The sequence below is a fragment of the Niallia sp. 01092 genome (assembly GCF_052318935.1).
Classification (GTDB): Bacteria; Bacillota; Bacilli; order Bacillales; family Cytobacillaceae; genus Niallia.
In genome coordinates this window covers 132569-151427 of record NZ_JBQRKO010000004.1, presented here as the reverse complement: position 1 = coordinate 151427, position 18859 = coordinate 132569, and the positions used below count along the sequence as shown (strand labels likewise).

14 protein-coding genes, 1 pseudogene and 1 riboswitch are annotated in these 18859 nt (G+C 37.4%); of the genes and pseudogenes, 4 read left to right on the top strand and 11 right to left on the bottom strand.

Annotated features, from left to right (window positions below; genetic code table 11):
• Positions 1-32: 32 nt before the first annotated feature.
• The 4 genes from ACTXGU_RS05855 to ACTXGU_RS05840 all read right to left on the bottom strand — a co-directional run bounded on the left by ACTXGU_RS05855 (position 33) and on the right by ACTXGU_RS05840 (position 3432).
• A complete protein-coding gene (locus tag ACTXGU_RS05855; protein ID WP_443480555.1) occupies positions 33-1109 on the bottom strand; it encodes an inorganic phosphate transporter in 1077 nt (358 codons plus the stop codon).
• A 19-nt stretch (positions 1110-1128) separates the two neighbouring features.
• Entirely contained in the window at positions 1129-1818 is a 690-nt protein-coding gene (locus ACTXGU_RS05850) for a phosphoadenylyl-sulfate reductase (protein WP_443480621.1), read from the bottom strand.
• Positions 1819-1936: 118 nt separating this feature from the next.
• On the bottom strand, positions 1937-2083 hold the full coding sequence (locus ACTXGU_RS05845) for a YezD family protein (protein WP_443480554.1): 147 nt from the start codon (positions 2081-2083) through the stop codon (positions 1937-1939).
• 90 nt (positions 2084-2173) lie between these two features.
• Positions 2174-2280, bottom strand: a riboswitch (SAM riboswitch).
• A 252-nt stretch (positions 2281-2532) separates the two neighbouring features.
• Positions 2533-3432 carry a LysR family transcriptional regulator gene (locus ACTXGU_RS05840; protein ID WP_443480553.1) on the bottom strand — a complete coding sequence of 300 codons (900 nt, stop codon included), beginning with the start codon at positions 3430-3432 and terminating at the stop codon, positions 2533-2535.
• A 295-nt stretch (positions 3433-3727) separates the two neighbouring features.
• On the opposite strand from ACTXGU_RS05840, the gene ACTXGU_RS05835 reads away from it, so the two are divergent.
• Both ACTXGU_RS05835 and cysI read left to right on the top strand, forming a co-directional pair.
• Complete coding sequence (locus ACTXGU_RS05835; protein WP_443480620.1) at positions 3728-5530, top strand: assimilatory sulfite reductase (NADPH) flavoprotein subunit; 1803 nt, start codon at positions 3728-3730, stop codon at positions 5528-5530.
• A gap of 115 nt (positions 5531-5645) precedes the next feature.
• Positions 5646-7364, top strand: a complete 1719-nt coding sequence (gene cysI, locus ACTXGU_RS05830; protein WP_443480552.1) for an assimilatory sulfite reductase (NADPH) hemoprotein subunit — start codon at positions 5646-5648, stop codon at positions 7362-7364.
• Positions 7365-7664: 300 nt separating this feature from the next.
• On the opposite strand, the gene mmuM is transcribed toward cysI, so the two are convergent.
• From mmuM to ACTXGU_RS05810, 4 genes are all read right to left on the bottom strand, one after another.
• Complete coding sequence (mmuM, locus tag ACTXGU_RS05825; protein WP_443480551.1) at positions 7665-8612, bottom strand: homocysteine S-methyltransferase; 948 nt, start codon at positions 8610-8612, stop codon at positions 7665-7667.
• Between the two features lie 37 nt (positions 8613-8649).
• Positions 8650-9291, bottom strand: a complete 642-nt coding sequence (locus ACTXGU_RS05820) for a GntR family transcriptional regulator (protein WP_443480619.1) — start codon at positions 9289-9291, stop codon at positions 8650-8652.
• Positions 9292-9396: 105 nt separating this feature from the next.
• The gene (locus ACTXGU_RS05815; RefSeq protein WP_443480550.1) at positions 9397-10299 is read right to left on the bottom strand and encodes a DMT family transporter; all 903 of its coding nucleotides are present in this window, start codon (positions 10297-10299) and stop codon (positions 9397-9399) included.
• Between the two features lie 82 nt (positions 10300-10381).
• The gene (locus ACTXGU_RS05810; protein ID WP_443480549.1) at positions 10382-11557 is read right to left on the bottom strand and encodes a trans-sulfuration enzyme family protein; all 1176 of its coding nucleotides are present in this window, start codon (positions 11555-11557) and stop codon (positions 10382-10384) included.
• 452 nt (positions 11558-12009) lie between these two features.
• On the opposite strand from ACTXGU_RS05810, the gene ACTXGU_RS05805 reads away from it, so the two are divergent.
• The gene (locus ACTXGU_RS05805; RefSeq protein WP_443480548.1) at positions 12010-13431 is read left to right on the top strand and encodes an amino acid permease; all 1422 of its coding nucleotides are present in this window, start codon (positions 12010-12012) and stop codon (positions 13429-13431) included.
• A 65-nt stretch (positions 13432-13496) separates the two neighbouring features.
• Here ACTXGU_RS05805 and ACTXGU_RS05800 read toward each other — a convergent pair whose 3' ends face one another.
• The 3 genes and pseudogenes from ACTXGU_RS05800 to ACTXGU_RS05790 all read right to left on the bottom strand — a co-directional run bounded on the left by ACTXGU_RS05800 (position 13497) and on the right by ACTXGU_RS05790 (position 17920).
• Positions 13497-14342 carry an Ig-like domain-containing protein gene (locus ACTXGU_RS05800; protein WP_443480547.1) on the bottom strand — a complete coding sequence of 282 codons (846 nt, stop codon included), beginning with the start codon at positions 14340-14342 and terminating at the stop codon, positions 13497-13499.
• Between the two features lie 86 nt (positions 14343-14428).
• Positions 14429-17360 (bottom strand): annotated as a pseudogene (locus tag ACTXGU_RS05795) (Tn3 family transposase).
• A gap of 2 nt (positions 17361-17362) precedes the next feature.
• Complete coding sequence (locus ACTXGU_RS05790; protein WP_443480546.1) at positions 17363-17920, bottom strand: recombinase family protein; 558 nt, start codon at positions 17918-17920, stop codon at positions 17363-17365.
• A gap of 239 nt (positions 17921-18159) precedes the next feature.
• On the opposite strand from ACTXGU_RS05790, the gene ACTXGU_RS05785 reads away from it, so the two are divergent.
• Entirely contained in the window at positions 18160-18732 is a 573-nt protein-coding gene (locus ACTXGU_RS05785) for a TetR/AcrR family transcriptional regulator (protein WP_443480545.1), read from the top strand.
• Positions 18733-18859 lie beyond the last annotated feature (127 nt).

Sequence of the window (18859 nt, the reverse complement as noted above, 5' to 3'; positions counted from 1 at the left end):
TACTAGTGCCGGTATCGACACTTGTGCTTTTCTTATATACCGCCACCATCTTCATATATTGTTCGGTTGTCTTCTCTAATTGTTTTTACTAAACTGATTAACCCAACTGTGGCAATACAAACACTTAGCAGAATAAGCACAGTATATAAATCAGACTCAATGAAAAGCTGCACTAATCCGTAAGAGATAACAAGTGACAGAACAGGAGACACAATCCAAACCTTTACAATCCGGTGAATAACTTGTTTCTTTAATATGCCAAATCCAGTTTTAGAAGCACCAATTCCAATAATAGCAGTACTCGTAACTTGTGTTAAAGGAACTGGCAATCCAAATATAGATGCAATAATAACAATTGTTGAACCGGTTCCTGAAATAAGACCGCCTTCTAATTTGCTAAAACGGACAATTTTTTTCCCATTTGTCTGCAGTACTCTTCCTCCTAGAAGAAAAGCACCTGCTGCTATAAAAAACCCTCCAACAATGATTCCTGTCTTAATAGAAATCAGCTGGGCTCCCACTAACGGCCCTATTGCATTGGCAACATTGTTCATTCCAGCAGAAAAAGCTTCCAAGAAACCAACAATAATTACAAAAATTGATAAATAACGCTGATTTTTTTCTTCTTGCAGCCAAGTATATTTCGGCTCTAGTTTTTGAATAAGCTTTCCTGCATAAAAAGCGATTGCAAAAGCAACAAACGGCACTAATATCCAGAAGAAAACAATCCATAAAATATGACCAACAAAAAGACTTTTATAAGCAACGCCTACTCCTACCACGCTTCCAACGGTTATTTCACTTGTTGAAAGAGGGATTCCCATTAAATTAGCAATAAATAAAGAAATAGCAGCAGAAGACAAGATAATCAACACAATTTTTGCATTTAGAATAGAGCTTGGAATAAGACCTTCTCCAATTGTTTTGACTACTTCGCTTCCTCCTATTATTGATCCTAAAAGGATAGCGACCGCACAAACAGACAACGCTATTCTTTTACTTTTAATGGCACCAGATCCGTACGCTACTCCAAGACTTGCTGCCGCCCCGCTTGCACCGATATTCATTGCAAAAAACAGGGACATAATACATGCTAGAATTAAAATCATTTTTCATTTCCTCGAATCATTATTGTAAGTGTAGTCCGCATTCTGTTTTCCCTTTCCCTGTCCATCTTCCTGATCGTAAGTCGTCCATATTAATGGCAGGCTGTGTACATGTTTTACATCCGATGCTTGGATATCCTCTATCATGCAAGACATTATAGTCTAATTGTTGTTTATGTGCATATCTCCATACATCTTTCCATGTCCAGTGAATAAGCGGACAAATTTTAACAGATTTAAACCGGTTATCTTTGTTGATAAATTCTGTGTTCTTTCTTGTTTCTGACTGCTCTCTTCTTAAACCGGAGATCCATGCAATTGAACCAGAAAGCACTTCATTTAACGGAATAATTTTACGGATTTCACAGCATTTATTCGGAGCTGTTTTCCAAAGCTCATCTCCATACTGTTCTGCTTGTTCTTCCAAGGTTAATGCAGGCTTCTTCATCTCAATTTGCAGTTCAGGATATTTCTTTTTTACTTTGTCAATTAACTCATATGTTTCCTGAAAATGAACATCTGTATCCAAGAAAACGATTTTTGCATTCTTTTTCACTTTAGAGATTAAATCGATCAGTATAATTCCTTCAATTCCAAAGCTGCAGGCATAAACAATGTCCTCACCATACGTTTCGTATGCCCACTTTAATACTTCTAATGCTCCTTTTGTGTCATTATCAATAGAAAAATCAATTCCTTGAAAACCATCTATATTTTCATAGGTTACTAAGTTTCTCAAACCATTACCTCTCCCATCTTTTTACGCTCATACAAAAAGGCAGCTTTAACTAACGTTGTTAAAACTGTCTCTTAGTTTTTTAGTCAGCGTTTTATTTTCCTAATCGAATTTTTTCATTTTTTTCTATTTGAATCACTTTACCATCTTGTACAACTAAGGTAACGGAGCCGAATTTCATTTTATTTAAAATTTGCTCTAGCTGGTCTCTTACTTTCTCAAGCTGATTTGCTTCCCCCATAAACAAATCCCTCCTTAAAAAGGAAACTTTTAACATTCATATTCGATAAAAAAATCCTTCCACACGGAAAGATAACAGGCAATTCGTATTACCTTATCTTCCAAAATGGAAACCATTTTGTTGGAGTTAGCACCTTGCTTTTTAAGCAGGTTGCCGGACATCTTTGGGCCAATTCCCTCCGTCTCTCTTGATAAGCGACGCATTTTTCTAAATTTTATCATAATTGATATTATTGTCAACTAGTTTTTCTAGTTGTTTAGTCGGATTAAAAATCATCAGCAATAAGGGCAAGAAAAACCTGCGATGGATAACTGCCTTATTTTTTATAGCTTATGAAACTTTTATAAAATTGTTCATTAGCTAGGGTTCAAACTGTGCAGCAGTTTTCCTGCTGCTCGAAAACTGCTGCTAACTTATCTGGTTTAAACAATTTATCTTCTAATTTGTTATCATCCATCAATTTGCTTAGAAAACTTTTTCGTTAAGGCATTCATAAAAATCTTCACATTTTTTTTATCACCCATGATAGGTGAATAAACATATGACAGTGTTCGAATAAAAGTTTGATTTTTCAATGGTATAATAGAAAGATTACCGTTTTTTACATCTCTTTCAATAACACTTTGAGATAAAAGCGACAGCCCGATTCCTCTAATTAATGTTTCTTTAATTCCTTGGTTGCTGCTAATGGTTAGAAATGATTTAGCTTTTAATCCATTAGAACGGATTACATGATTTAAATATTCCCTTGTACCAGAACCAACTTCTCTTGTAATCCACGTTTCGTTTTGCAAGTCAGTTATTGTGGCTTCTTCTAATGATGCCAGTTTGTGAGAATTAGAAGAAACAATAAACAATTCATCTTCCATAAAAGCATGTACAGCTACATCTTTTTCATTCGTTTGTCCCTCAATTAAGCCGATATCTACTTGGTAACGTCGAACGGATTGGACAATTTCCTCGGTATTGCCGATAATTACTTCCAGTTCAAGACTCGGATATTCTTTTTGCAAATCCAATAAAAGCGCAGGGAGAATATATTCACCGATTGTAAAACTTGCTCCGATTTTTAATTCCCCTTTTATCGCATGGTGGTGTTCTAATATATTTTGTCGAGTCTGCTCATAAATGGATATCATTTGTACAGCACAATCGTATAATATTTCACCGGTTGGTGTGATTTTTAAATATTTTGGGGAACGTTCGAATAATTTTGTTTGAAACTCTTTTTCTAAATTTTTTATATGCAAACTGACACTTGGTTGAGACATAAGCAGTAATTCTGCTGTTTTTGTAAAATTTTTCACTTCTACAAGGGTAACGAATGTTTTTAATGCATCATAATGCAAGCTAATCTCCCCTTTAATTATTAAAAATCCTAATAGTTATTATAAGTTATATGTATTTTACTAATTCTATAACTTCCAGTAAAGTACAACTATAAGACTAATTGTGGAATGGGAAGTACTCATTCTTTAGAGAAAAAAATTCGCGTCTAATTCCGATTTGTCTGATTGGATTAATAAAAAAAGTGTCAACATGATAAAAAATTGGACAATTCTCCTTTGTAATGCTTCCTATTATGCAGCATTACTGGTTAATATTATGTAGTACATGTTAAAATTTCTTAGTGAGGTGATTATGTTGCAACTAAAAGTAATAAACAGTCCGTTTAATCAAGAACAGGCAGATCTTCTTAACCAGCTTTTGCCTAGTTTAACGGAAACACAAAAAATTTGGTTAAGTGGTTATTTATTAGCAACTCAAACTAAAGATAATGCTGAACCTTCAGCACAACAGGAAAGCAGCCAAAGCTTAGTGTCTAAAGAAATTACAATCCTTTTTGGATCACAGACTGGAACTGCAGAAGGGCTGGCCAAAGGTAAAGGAAAGCAACTAACAGATCTAGGCTTTGATGTTACGGTTTCTTCTATGAATGATTTTAAACCGAATCAATTAAAAAAGGTTAAAAATCTACTAATTATCGTTAGCACACATGGCGAAGGCGAGCCGCCTGACAATGCTCTTTCTTTCCATGAGTTTCTTTATGGAAGACGAGCTCCGAAACTTGATGGTTTACATTTTTCTGTTTTATCTCTTGGCGACAGTTCATATGAATTTTTCTGTCAAACAGGAAAAGAATTCGATCAGCGTCTAGCAGAATTAGGAGGCACAAGATTATATCCTCGAGTTGATTGTGATCTTGATTATGAGAAACCAGCAGAAGAATGGCTTGCAGGCGTTTTATCACAACTAAATGAAGCAAAAAGCGAAACAGTGGTAGCTGCGTCAGCACCTTCAGCACCAGTTGCTGAAACAGAATATTCTCGAAAAAACCCATTCCATGCAGAAATTCTTGATGTCTTCAATTTAAATGGTCGAGGATCAAATAAAGAAACGATGCATATAGAATTTTCATTGGAAGGTTCTGGCCTTACATACGAACCAGGAGACTGCGTTGGTATTTACCCAACTAATGATCCTGTTCTTGTCGATATGCTTCTTGATGAAATGAAATGGAATCCAGAAGAAACTGTAACGGTTAATGATGAAGGGGATGTTCTGACACTAAAAGAAGCGTTAACTTCCTATTTTGAAATTACCGTTCTTACAAAAAAGCTCCTTGAACAAGCTGTTCAGTTTACAGGAAACGCTGCCTTGCAAGAGCTTTTAAATCCAGATAACAAAGAAAAATTAAAAGATTACACAAACGGACGAGATCTTTTGGATTTATGTCGTGATTTTGGACCGTGGGCTGCTTCGGCACAAACATTCGTTAGTATTTTACGAAAACTGCCTCCTCGTCTTTATTCGATTGCAAGCAGCTATAATGCTAATCCAGATGAAGTTCATTTAACGATAGGTGCGGTTCGATACGAGTCTCACGGAAGAGAAAGAAATGGCGTTTGTTCGATTCTTTGTGCAGAGCGTCTGAACCCAGGAGATACTTTGCCAATTTATATTCAGAAGAATAAACACTTTAAGTTGCCTGAAAATCCAGAAACACCAATTATTATGGTTGGACCAGGGACTGGCATCGCACCATTCCGCTCTTTTATGCAAGAAAGAGAAGAGGCAGGAGCTAGCGGTAAATCATGGCTATTCTTCGGAGATCAGCATTTTGTCACAGATTTCCTTTATCAAACAGAATGGCAAAATGTATTAAAAAATGGCGTCTTAACAAAAATGGATGTAGCTTTTTCTCGTGACAGCGAACAAAAAGTATATGTTCAACACCGTATGCTGGAGCAGAGCAAAGAGTTATTCAGCTGGATAAATGAAGGTGCTGTTATTTACATTTGCGGTGATAAAAAACATATGGCACATGATGTTCACCAAACTTTAATTGAGATTATTGAAAAAGAAGGCAACTTAAGCAAAGAGAAAGCAGAAGAATATCTTGCTACTATGAAGAAAGAAAAACGTTACTTGCGTGATGTTTATTAATATATGATGTTCAAAAAGGCATCAAATGATAAGCGGCGAATCTCTTCGTTGGCTTGCTTCTAATGTGTTACCTTTTTGAACACACACTATATACTTTCGAAAGGAGTTTTAAAAAATGGTTAACCCAATATTAAAAGCACCAGATGGACCGGCAAGTGATGTAGAACGTATTAAAGAAGAAAGCAATTATTTGCGCGGCACATTAAAAGAATCTATGCTTGAACCCATTAGCTCCGGTATTTCTGATGATGACAACCGTTTGATGAAATTCCACGGCAGCTATTTGCAGGATGATAGAGATTTACGAAACGAACGCCATAAACAAAAATTAGAGCCTGCCTATCAATTTATGCTGCGCGTTCGTACGCCAGGCGGTGTCGCAACACCAGAACAATGGCTCGTAATGGATGAACTTGCAGATAAATACGGCAATCATACATTAAAACTGACTACACGTCAGGCATTTCAAATGCACGGTATTCTGAAATGGAATATGAAAAAAACGATTCAAGAAATTCACGCTAGCCTTTTAGATACTATTGCTGCATGTGGTGATGTGAACCGGAACGTGATGTGCAATCCTAACCCATATCAATCAGAAGTACATGCAGAAGTATTTGAGTGGTCAAAGAAATTAAGCGACTATTTATTGCCGCGTACAAGAGCTTATCATGAATTATGGCTGGATGAAGAAAAGGTTGCGAGCACTCCAGAAATAGAAGAAGTAGAACCTATGTATGGCGCACTTTATTTGCCAAGGAAATTTAAGATCGGCATCGCTGTTCCTCCATCTAATGATATTGATGTCTATTCACAAGATTTAGGGTTTATTGCTATTATCGAAGAGGACAAACTTATTGGTTTTAATGTCGCTATCGGCGGCGGCATGGGAATGACTCATGGCGATAAGGCCACTTATCCGCAGCTTGCAAAAGTAATTGGCTTCTGTACACCTGACAAAATTCTTGATCTTGCAGAAAAAGTGATCACGATACAACGTGACTACGGAAACCGTTCAGTACGTAAAAATGCACGTTTTAAATATACGGTAGACCGCCTTGGATTAGAAAATGTCGTAGAAGAATTAGAAAACCGTCTCAGCTGGAAGCTGGAAGAAGCAAAATCATTCCATTTTGATCATAACTCAGACCGCTACGGCTGGGTAAAAGGCATCAACGGAAAATGGCATTTTACTTTATTTGTTGAAGGCGGACGTATAGCAGACTTTAAAGATTATAAACTAAAAACAGGTTTGCAAGAAATCGCTAAAATTCATACTGGTGATTTCCGTTTAACTGCGAATCAAAATTTAGTTATTGCGAATGTATCTAGTCAGAAAAAGAAAAAAGTACAAGCATTAATTGACCAATATGAATTACAGGATGGCAAACATCACTCTGCACTTCGCCGCAGTTCTATTGCTTGTGTGTCCCTGCCAACATGTGGTCTAGCAATGGCAGAAGCAGAAAGATATTTGCCAACATTAATCGATAAAATTGAAACAATCGTCAACGAAAACGGCTTGCGGGACGAAGAAATCACGATTCGTATGACAGGCTGTCCAAACGGCTGTGCTCGTCATGCGCTTGGCGAAATTGCTTTTATCGGCAAAGGACCTGGCAAGTACAATATGTATCTTGGGGCAGCTTTTGACGGCAGCCGCTTAAGCAAACTATACCGTGAAAATGTTGGAGAAGAAGACATACTGAACGAATTAGGTATACTCCTTCCGCGCTATGCTAAAGAACGAAACGATGGCGAGCATTTTGGCGACTTCGTTGTACGTAAAGAAGTCGTTAAAGCAGTAACAGATGGTACTAATTTCCACGATTAATATAGTAATAATTAAAGGAGCAGAATCATTCATTCTGCTCCTTACAGTGTCGAAAAAGTAAGACTACAAACTTTCAGGCTGATTGAAAACGTTTGTCTATCGAGGAACGACCCTTTTTGAGGAGCGGCGGGCAACAGGACGTTGGTCAGAACGACGTTGTCACAGGACGTGACGTACTTAGTCGTTCATCCTTTTTACCTAGTAATGAGCACCGCAAAAAACGGGGAGTGACGAAGAGAGCGAACGTTTTTCAACAGCCTGAGGAGCAGAATCATTCATTCTGCTCCTTAACTATTACTATTAACTACGTACCCAATCATTAATTTGTTGAATATGCTGCGGTGTTGTTCGGCAGCATCCGCCGATTAATCCCGCCCCATCATGATGCCATTTTTTTGTTATTTGACCGTAATGATCATCATCTTGTTCTGCAGTCCATGTTTTTGTTACTGCATCATAAGATCCACCTGCATTTGGATAAATGACAATCGGTTTAGATGTTGCTTCTTTTAGCGTCTTGATGACATCTGGAATATGTAACATAGATGTACAATTAACACCGATCGCACAAATATTGTCATACGAATTAAAATAAGAAACAGCTTCCTTTAAAGGGGTGCCATCACTTACATGCTTTTCATCTGCAATGCTAAAAGAGAGCCATGCATAATCATTTGGAAAATAAGACGTTAACATCTTGGCGAGCGCTTTGCTTTCTTTAAAATTCGGAATCGTTTCAAAGGCAAATAAATCAGCTTTGGCCTCTTTTATTAGCTGCATACGAGGCAAATGAAATTGCTCAAACTCTTCATCTGTTAAAGTATAGTCTCCTGTATATTCTGCCCCATTTGCCAAATAAGCTCCATAAGGGCCGATGCTGCCAGCAACAAGCGGAAATGATCTTGCCACTTTATCTTGTTCTAATGCATTCTCCCAAAAATCATCTCGTGCTTCTTTGGCTATGGAGACCGTTTTTTTGATTAGTTTTTCTGCCTCTTCCTTTGTCCAGCCATTCTTCCTAAATCCGTCAATACTTGCTTGATACGTATTTGTTGTCGCAATATCTGCTCCAGCTTTAAAATAATCCATATGCACTTGTTTAATGCTGTCAGGATTATCAATAACAGCTTTCGTAGACCATAATTCATTTTGAATATTAACGCCCTTTTTTTCTATTTCCGTTGCTATTGCGCCGTCTAAAATAACTACATTAAATTGGTCTAGTATTTTTTGAATTTGGTTATCCACACTGCGTTTCTCCTCTTGTCCAATGGATGTATTAAATCTAAATCATATCCGTATGTTCAATAATCCAATGTTTTTTAATAAGTTGTTCTAGTCTATCTTTCTCTTTATTTTTAAAACACTTTATTATTTCTTTATGATCTTCATTCATTTTTGTGGACGCATTAAAAAGCTTATCTATGTCATTGCTTAAATAAACTTGTCTTACAAAACTATTTTGCAGCGTCTTCAAAATACCTGTTAAAGTAGAGTTGTTGCACTTATCCATATAAACATCATGAAATTTCTTTTGATATTTTTGATAATCTTCATAGTTTTTTTCCAAAATCGAAAGATCAATTATCTTCACGTATTCTTCCATTTTTTCTATATCATCTTCTGTTATGTCTTCCAATGCCAGGGTGGCTGCTAATGCGTCCAGTACACTTACTACTTTAAACACATCAAGTTTTTTCTTCGTATCAACTTCTTTTACGATAAATCCTCTTCTTGGCAAATACTCCAAAAGATTCTCTGAAGCCAGCTGAATCAATGCCTCTCTAACAGGAGTTCTGCTTACTTCTAATTGCTTACTGAGCGCCACTTCATTGATTTTATGATTAGGCAACAGTATTCCCTTTTGAATTTCATTGGCTATATAATCATATACATGGTCTTTTAATGATTGATATCTCTTGCTAATAATGATTCCTCCTAAATTATATAAAATGATTGTTTATATTATACAATATATTATATTAAGGAACCAAACCATCCTAGCAAATAGATTCAACCTGCAAAGCAATTTTTACCCTACAACCTCCACATCCTTCTTCACTAAAGACTCCCCTTTTTTATTCGATAAATAAACGCCTATAAAAACAAATAAGCCGCCAACCATTTGAATCATCGAAATCGGGTTTCCTAAAAAAGCACTTATTATTGCTGTAAATACGGTAATTAAATTCAAATAAATGCCAGCTTTACTTGCATTCATTTTACTAATTGCCATATTCCAAAAAACAAAGGACCATACGGATGGAAAAAACCCAATATAAAGGAGGCCTATAACCGCATTCTTACTTTGCGGCAGACTAATTCCCGTATATAAGATAAATGGAAGCAATAGAATCAGTCCTAATAACACGGAGATTGCTGTTGCAGAAATCGGAGGAACTCCTTTCATTTTTCTGCTAAAAATAGAGTACAACGTCCATAATAGGATAACAAATAACATGATAAGTTCGCCCTTGTTATAATGAATCGAAAAAACTTGTTCTAAATGTCCTTTCGTTAATATAAGTAATACACCTACTAGCGAGATAAATATCCCACCTATACTTACTACCCCAAGACGTTCCTTCAAAAAAACAACCGAAAATAAAACGATTAACACTGGATTTAATGAATTGATAAGCGCAGCATCAATAGGCGTTGTATATTGTAATGCTGTATATAAGAAAAAGTTATATCCGATTACGCCAGTTGCAGCCATAGCTAATAAAATCTTCCAGTGTTTCCATACTTCTTTCCACTTTGGACGTTCAATTAATTGCGCAATCGGAAATAAAAAAATAACAGCTATTATCCATCTGGAAAATGTAATTTGCAGCGGATCCATATCAGCAACAACAAATTTCCCAAATACATAATGTCCTCCCCAAAATAAATTAGCTAAAATTAACAATATAATGACCCAATACTTTTTCATCTTTAAACAGGCTCCTTCATGTTAATATTATGAAACAGAATAGGGATTTCCTCTATCCACTTATGATTTTCTCTGGCATTATTTAGATCAACTCTAAAACCTTATTAAATTCATTCATTAAATCATCAATATTTTCCAGACCTGTAGATATACGAATAAAACCTTTAGATATACCTGATTCCTCCAATTCCGCATCATTTAAATTCCGATGAGAAGTAATCGCAGGTGCACAAACAGATGTCTTCACACCAGCTAAACTAGGCACAAACTTAATTCCTTCTAAATTATCTATAAAAATACGATAACTTTCTTCATCCCCTTTTAAATCAATCGTCAGCATCCCGCCAAACAATCCATTGTTAAAATGAGAACTTGCAATATGAAAATATGGAGAAGATTCCAAGCCAGGATAAAATACCTTATTGATTTTTGGATGCTTTTCAAAGAAGGCTGCTAATTTATATGCATTATTAGAATGTTCTTTCATGCGCAGTTCTAATGTTTTTAAGCTGCGGATTAAAATCCAAGCATCAAACGGGCTCATACAACCGCCATAAAGCGTTCCAACCTTGTCGATTGCTTTGATCGGTTCTTTATTAGACACAATTATGCCCCCTGTAACATCTCCGTGTCCGCATATATATTTAGTTGCACTATATATCACGATATCTGCTCCAAATTTTAATGGCTGGCAAACAATTGGGGTGGCAAATGTATTATCAATGACTAATTTCGCCTTATGCTTATGTGTGATGTTTGCTAATTCTTCTATATTCTCCACACCCATCAGTGGATTTGAAATTGTTTCTGTATAAACAAGTTTTGTATTCGGTCGAAAATACTGTTCAAAATCATCCTGAAGATCAATAAAAGAAACATCGATATTAAATTTTTTCAACTGATATTTTAAAAACTCATACGTTTCCCCATATAAAACTTGTGATGCGATAACATGATCCCCTGCTTCTAGGTATGTCATAAAGGTTGAAGTAATCGCAGACATCCCAGAAGAAAACACAAGTGCATCCTCTCCACCGTCAATAGAAAGCATCACCTCTTTTAACGCTTCATGAACAGGGTTTGTCATACGTGAATAAATAAAACCTTCCGCCTCGCCATTGTAAACTTTATTTAAAGTATCTACATCATCAAAAGCAAATACCGAACTCATCGTAAGCGGTATAGTTTCCGGAGTAGATAATGATTTAGGATTATGACTGCCTAATCTAGATAATAATGTATTAAAATTTTGATTCATGACGAATTCCTCCAATCTATCATTCAATAGGGTTATATAAAAATGCATTTATTGCATATTGTATATTGTATTATATAAATAATCAAACTTAATTTTTATTTTCCCCTTTCCCCTCAACAATAAAAATCGACTATAAATGGTAAAGGTTTTAGCTTTTTCATTATATATCTTCTTCTTAAAACAAAATAACACGTCATAATTTCTGACAATATAGTTGTATATTCTACAAATGAATGATACATTCTTAAAAAAATACAATATGCAATATACACACTTTCATCATACTATCCAGTTTAAAAAGGAGGTTAAAAAGGAGCTCCTTATCATTTCAGTAGATATTTTTAATTCAGAAAATTTAATCTTCTATTAATTTTTCTGAAAAGCTTGTATTTTATATATTTTTCAATAAAACTGTAATCTATAAGTAGATTGCTAATAAAGGAGACATTCATATGTTAGACACGAAAAACACAAAGGAAAATTCCTTGCACCGATCGATGAAAAGCAGGCATTTATTTATGATTTCGCTTGGCGGCGTTATTGGGACAGGTCTTTTTCTAAGCTCAGGCTACACTATTAACCAAGCTGGACCAATAGGAACCATTCTTGCTTATCTACTAGGATCCGTTATCGTCTATTTAGTCATGCTTTGTTTAGGAGAATTAACGGTTAAAATGCCTGTAACCGGTTCTTTCCATACTTATGCGACAAAATTTATTGGCCCTGGAACTGGATTTACGATGGCATGGCTCTATTGGTTAACTTGGACAGTCGCGCTCGGTTCTGAATTTACAGCTGCAGGTTTAATCATGGAAAGGTGGTTTCCTTCTATCCATGTTTCGATTTGGAGTGCATTCTTTATTGTATTGCTTTTTGCCATTAATGCTTTTTCTGTCCGCTTTTTTGCAGAAACAGAATTTTGGTTCTCTAGTATAAAAGTAATTGCTATCGTTTTGTTTATCCTTATTGGCGGGTTAGCGATATTTGGAGTCATTCCAATGGAAGGATATAATGAAGCCCCATTGTTCTCCAACCTTGTAAATGATGGTCTTTTTCCAAACGGATTTAGCGCTGTGTTTTTAACGATGTTGGCAGTTAACTTTGCTTTTTCCGGTACAGAACTAATTGGTGTTGCAGCTGGAGAAACAACTGAACCTGAAAAGGTTATTCCAAAAACAATTCACACTACACTTATAAGACTTATTATCTTTTTCATAGGGAGCATTACCGTTATTTCCGCTTTAATCCCTTGGAAGGAAGCTGGCGTAGATAAAAGTCCCTTTGTATTAGTTTTTGAAAGCATCGGTATTCCTTATGCCGGAACAATTATGAACTTTGTCGTTTTAACCGCTATTTTATCTTGTGCAAATTCTGGTTTATATGCAGCAACTCGTATGCTTTGGTCTTTATCAAATGAAAAAATGATTTCGAAATCCTTTAGTAAAGTGACTAAAAAAGGCGTTCCGATGAATGCTTTAATTCTGACTATGCTTGGTGGAATTTTATCACTTATCTCGAGTATCATCGAAGCTAAAACCGTTTATATTGTATTAGTATCCATTTCTGGATTAGCAGTGGTCATTGTGTGGATGGGAATCGCAGCTTCTCAATTTATGTTCCGTCGTTCCTATATAAAGGAAGGAAATGATATCAAGGATTTAAAATTCAAAACACCTTTGTATCCCATTGTCCCTATCGTAACATTTATTTTATGCTTACTATCTTGTGTTATGGTTGTATTTGACCCATCACAAAGAGTCGCATTATTTTACACCATTCCTTTTGTAGCTTTCTGTTATATTTTTTATTATGCAAAAGAGAGTATTCGGAAGAAGAAAATGTTGAAACAGCAGACAGGAGTAACAGAGTCGTAAATTTCTTTTGAAAAAGCAGGTGGGATGCCCCTCCTGCTTTTTTATTTTCATATAAATACATTCAACTAGTTAGATACTGTCAGTACTTTTGTTGCACTTGTTTTATTTTCTGAATCTGTTGCAGATACATAAATTTTCGTTCCAGCTTTTTGCTTAGGAATATTCACTTTAAATTTCCCTTTAGAATCTACAGTACCTTTATATAATTGTTTACCTATTTTAATGGTAATTTTAGCTTTTTTCTCTGCTGAACCAGTTACACTTGTGTTTGTTTTTTTCACTTTATTAACACTTGGCACATTTGGAGCAACACGTGTTACAGTGATTTCATTTGTAAGACTCTTGATTCCATTTTTATCATGGCTATATACAGAGATTTTTTTACCTGTATTTTGAACAGGCATGTTGATTTTGAAAGAACCATTTGAACTTGCTTTCGCCTTATAGCTTTTACCTGAGATAGTCGCTGTAACAGTAGAACCACCTTCAGTTTTTCCTGATATTGATGTTGAGTTATTATTAACGCCGTTTAATGTTAAAGGATTAGCCTCTTTAATCGTTACTTTTGAAGCTGTAGTTGGAATATGAACATATAAAGTTTGACTGCTGCTATCAAAATAGTACGAACGATTCGTTTTGTTCATATCATCCATTGTGTTGACTCTTGCATATTGACGAGTAGATTCAACTACTTCAGATGGTTCTTTTGCATTATTTATTTTTAAATTATACGCTTTGATTGTTGATTTGTACTTTGAAACTGCGCTGCTCTTAGTAAATTCAATTTTCTTGCCATTACGCTTCAAATTAAAGTTTGTTAAGTTATATTGGCCTTTTTTGTGATTTAGTGAATGTCCATCATCTTCATAAAAACTATAGCTTGCTTGATTATCAAGATACGTATCAAGCACTAAGGGGGCACGTCACGAAACGGAAAAAATCGTACGTTAAGCAGATACAGCCGACCTATCGTGTTTTTGGCCGACTGTATTTTTTATTAATAGTTATTATCTGAACGAAGGGGTCTGAATGCGCCACGTTCCACATAGGTGTTCTGTTGCCACGTGTAGTCACCTGTCAGATTGATGTGTCCCCAACCAAGTGGAGAAAGGTGCTGTAATAGATTGTCGTCAATCAATTGACCGCGTGATCTCAACTCTTGTACAGCTCGTTCCAAGTAGACCGTATTCCACAATATGATGGCTGCTACTACTAGATTAAGACCGGAAGCTCGATAGAGCTGATTTTCAAAGCTACGGTCACGTAATTCTCCCAGGCGGTTGAAGAATACAGCACGAGCTAGTGCATTTTTAGCCTCCCCTTTGTTCAATCCAACCTGTACTCTACGACGCAGCTCAACATTCTGTAGCCAGTCCAGCGTAAATAACGTACGTTCGATACGCCCTAATTCCCGAAGTGCCATAGCCAGCCCGTTCTGACGTGGATAGCTCCCTAATTTTCTCAACATAAGGGAGGCAGTTACGGTACCTTGTTTGATTGATGCTGCTAGTCGAAGAATTTCGTCCCACTCTTTTCGAATGTGTTTTAATTTGATGTTGCCACCGATCAAACTCGATAGTGTTGGATATGGCTTCGTATCACTTGTCACATAGAGTTTCTTGTCTTTGAGATCGCGTATGCGTGGTGCAAACCGAAAACCCAGTAAGTGCATTAAACCAAATAAATGGTCAGTAAAACCTGCCGTATCGGTGTAATGCTCCTTAATTTGTAACTCCGACTCATGGTACAGCAAACCGTCCAATACATGAGTTGCATCTCGTACGGCAGCATTGATGACCTTGGTATGAAAGGGTGCATACTGATCTGATATATGGATGTAGAATGTAACGCCTGGATCTTTCCCATATTTTGAGTTTAAGTGACCAATGGATTGACCGGTTCCACCAACTACGAACCACTGACCATCTGACGATGAAGTTGTTCCGTCCCCCCACCATGCGCTAAATGACTGTCGGGACTGTGCGTTTACTAGTTCAGCTAGTGCTGCCGAATAAGTTTCATCGCGAATATACCAAGCCTGTAACCAGGACAACTTTGCATATGTTGTCTCAGTGTAGGAAGAGGACTCCGCCATTTTAGTTAGTCCTAAATTAATTGCATCAGCTAAGATCACAGTCAGAAGGAGATTCTTGTCGGTGATCTGATCGTTGGTTTTAAGATGAGTAAAATGACTGGTAAAATTGGTCCAGCTATCCACTTCCAGCAGTAGATCGGTAATTTTCAGGCGAGGTAGTAAAGAATATGCTTGGCGCATCAGAAAGTCCGCTTCTTTTGGAACCGTATTGGAAAGTGGGGTGATTTTAAGTCCACTTTCTGTTATGATCGCATCCGGCAATTCGTTTTGCGAAGCAAGCCGTTCCGTTTTATCTAATTCGCATTCTAATACTGTCATCCGTTCTTCCAGGAATCGGTCACAGTCGGTTTCTACAGCCAGGCCAAGCTCTTGTCGATTATGCTGATCTATAAATCGCGATACAGGCAATAAATATTCCTCAAAGTCTTTAAACTGACGTGAACCTTGCACCCAGATGTCGCCGGAGCGAAGGGAGTTCTTCAGTTCTGATAACACACAGAGTTCATAAAAGCGCCGATCAAGTCCGTCCTCGTTCCGGACAACTGTTTCCCATCGTTTGCGAATAAAACTTGTCGGTGCATCCTCCGGTACTTTACGCGCCTGTCGTTGATTCATACCTTTAATCGTGTTTACTCCTTTTAAAATGTCTTCTGCTACTGGCGCTGCCTTCAGTTGAAGTGATTCTAGTAGCGAAGGGGTGTATCGACGAAGCTGTGGGAACCCGTCGCCGATTAGCGGAAGAAAGTCGAAATTGGCCGGTTGAGCCAACTTCTCCGTCTCTGTGACGCTTTCTGCGAATATCTCCCATGGCAAAATGGATTCGATGGCTATGTATGGATCACTTCCATTTTGTTTTGCTTCGACCAATGCACGACCAATACGGGAGTACAAGCGCAATTTATCGTTTATTGCTTTTCCCGACTGCTGAAAGCGATCAGAATGATGTCGCTTGGCTCGGTTATATAGCTTTCCAAGCATACGGTCATGCATATCAATGGTTTCGTCAATTAGCGTAGCGCGTGTATTGAGTACAACAGCCACCAGGGTGGCGTAGCGGCGAAATGATTCCAAATCGCGTAGATGCTGTGCAGTCATCTGCCCACCCTCACGGGCTATTTTTAATAGTCGGCTTTGGTGAACAGAACGTTCTAGTCCCTCCGGTAATGCCAAGTTTTCAATTGTACGTAGTCGCTCGATATGAGCAATAATATTCTTGGCATTTGGTACACCAGGTGACTGACGTAGCCAAGATAACCAACTTATCATGGTTCCTTCACGAATCGAAAGCAAGTCATCAAGCTTTTGCCGATGGTACTCTGACAAAGGCGCAATCAGTGCCTCATACAACTTTCGAGTTCCTCGGGTGAGAGCTTCTGTACACACTCGCTCAATCACATCGATTGAAGGAACAATAATATGCTGTTGTCGTAACATTCCCAGCAGAGCTGTTGCTAACGCTACTCCTCTGTCGGTCTGTTGTGCTAGTTCAGATAGATGGTGGACGAAATGGCGAGCATGAGACGTACCAAACGGTGTTAAACCAAGCCAAGTTTGTAACTCCAAGAAATGTTCTCGTCGTGTTTCAGGCCGTTTCGCGTACTGAGACCAGAGAGTGGGATCTAGATCTAATTGTCGTGCAACCATGGATAAAAGGGTCTCCGGAGGTTGAGCATCTGTTGGCAAAGCCAAGACGATTATGGCCACCCCTGTGCTGACGAATGACGGATAAGTCTTGTTCATTGAATGTGTAATGTTGAATGAGTTCTTCTTCAGCAGTTGGAAACTCTAAAAGAGAGGTTCGTTCAGTTGTGGTAAGGATGCTTCGGCGCGGCATATTCAGTCTCCCCGTAGGTATTGGTACACTGTTTCGCGACTGATGCCGTACTCACGGGCTAAATCAGATTTCTTTTCTCCAGCAATTGCACGTTGGCGTAATTGTGCCACTTGCTCAGGAAGCAATGATTTTTTTCGCCCCCGGTATACGCCACGTTGTTTAGCCAGGGCAATGCCTTCACGCTGTCGTTCACGAATCAAGGCCCGTTCAAATTCTGCAAAGGCCCCCATAACTGACAGCATTAAATTTGCCATTGGTGAATCCTCGCCAGTAAAGGTTAGATGTTCCTTAACAAATTCAATCCGTATGCCTCTTTTGGTCAAATCTTGAACAATTTTCCGAAGATCATCTAAATTGCGAGCGAGACGATCCATACTATGTACAACTACGGTATCTCCCTCGCGTACAAACGCAAGTAGTGATTCTAATTGCGGCCGTTGCGTATCTTTACCAGATGCTTTGTCCGTGAATAGTCGATCTACTTGAACATGTTCTAATTGGCGTTCTGGATTCTGATCGAAGCTACTTACACGGATATAACCAATGCGTTGACCGTGCATAAACTATTCCCCTTCCTTATTGTGTCAGGAATAAGTCTATGACCCTTCATTGAATATGTCAATAAATTAATTTCACAACCCTAAACTGACGATATTTGGAGCATCTCCCTGACGTCAGTTTAGGGTATAGTTTATTATGACAAACAGAAAGACTCAGATGGGGATTAAGCTACCGGGAAGATAGTTTATCCTTGAAGGATCTACTTGACTTTAATCGAACGGTCGTTTAACTTTGAACTATGAGACATAAAGATGAAAATAAAAGTGAGAGCATTTTTAAGGCAGCGATCCAGCTGATCAATGAAATTGGTTTATCGGATGCTTCAATGTCCAAGATTGCGAAGAAAGCAGGCGTATCTGCTTCGACGATTTACGTTTACTTTGAAAACAAGGAGGATATGCTGAATAAATTGTATTTGAGCATCAAAAAGAAGATGAGTCTAGAAGTGTTTTATAATTACGATGACTCCATCTCCATCCGAGCAGCATTTGATCATACCTTGAGACAGTTTATTAACTTTATTTTGACCAACAAAGATGAATTTTTATTTGTTGAGCAATTTTCAAACTCGCCTCTCCTTCATAAGCTATCCCTCAAAGAAGGAATAGATTTATTTGAGCCTATCTTTAACTTATTTGATAAAGGTAAGAGTCAGAAAGTTTTCAAACAGGTTGATACGAGTCTGCTCCATATGTTCATGTTTAATCCAGCCATGCAATATGCTAAAGGATATTTTGGTGGACAAATGGAGTTGAAAGAGGAAAGCGTGACCGAATTGATTCAAATGTGCTGGGATGCTGTAAAAGCATAGTTCGATACTTTCAGAGGGGCAAGTCCCTCTGATTAAAAACCATTTGATTTTAATCGAATGATCGTTTATTATAAAATAGATCAACCGGGAGATCATAAGGTAAGCCAGAATTTTTTTGTTTTGACAA

What these genes read in the sequence shown, in the direction of transcription:
- ACTXGU_RS05855 (WP_443480555.1), bottom strand. Translation starts at nt 1,109, where the DNA reads ATGATTTTAATTCTAGCATGTATTATGTCCCTGTTTTTTGCAATGAAT.
- ACTXGU_RS05815 (WP_443480550.1), bottom strand. Translation starts at nt 10,299, where the DNA reads ATGAAAAAGTATTGGGTCATTATATTGTTAATTTTAGCTAATTTATTT.
- ACTXGU_RS05790 (WP_443480546.1), bottom strand. Translation starts at nt 17,920, where the DNA reads ATGCACGGTCAACGCATTGGTTATATCCGTGTAAGTAGCTTCGATCAG.
- cysI (WP_443480552.1), top strand. Translation starts at nt 5,646, where the DNA reads ATGGTTAACCCAATATTAAAAGCACCAGATGGACCGGCAAGTGATGTA.
- ACTXGU_RS05785 (WP_443480545.1), top strand. Translation starts at nt 18,160, where the DNA reads ATGAGACATAAAGATGAAAATAAAAGTGAGAGCATTTTTAAGGCAGCG.
- ACTXGU_RS05805 (WP_443480548.1), top strand. Translation starts at nt 12,010, where the DNA reads ATGTTAGACACGAAAAACACAAAGGAAAATTCCTTGCACCGATCGATG.
- ACTXGU_RS05810 (WP_443480549.1), bottom strand. Translation starts at nt 11,557, where the DNA reads ATGAATCAAAATTTTAATACATTATTATCTAGATTAGGCAGTCATAAT.
- ACTXGU_RS05845 (WP_443480554.1), bottom strand. Translation starts at nt 2,083, where the DNA reads ATGGGGGAAGCAAATCAGCTTGAGAAAGTAAGAGACCAGCTAGAGCAA.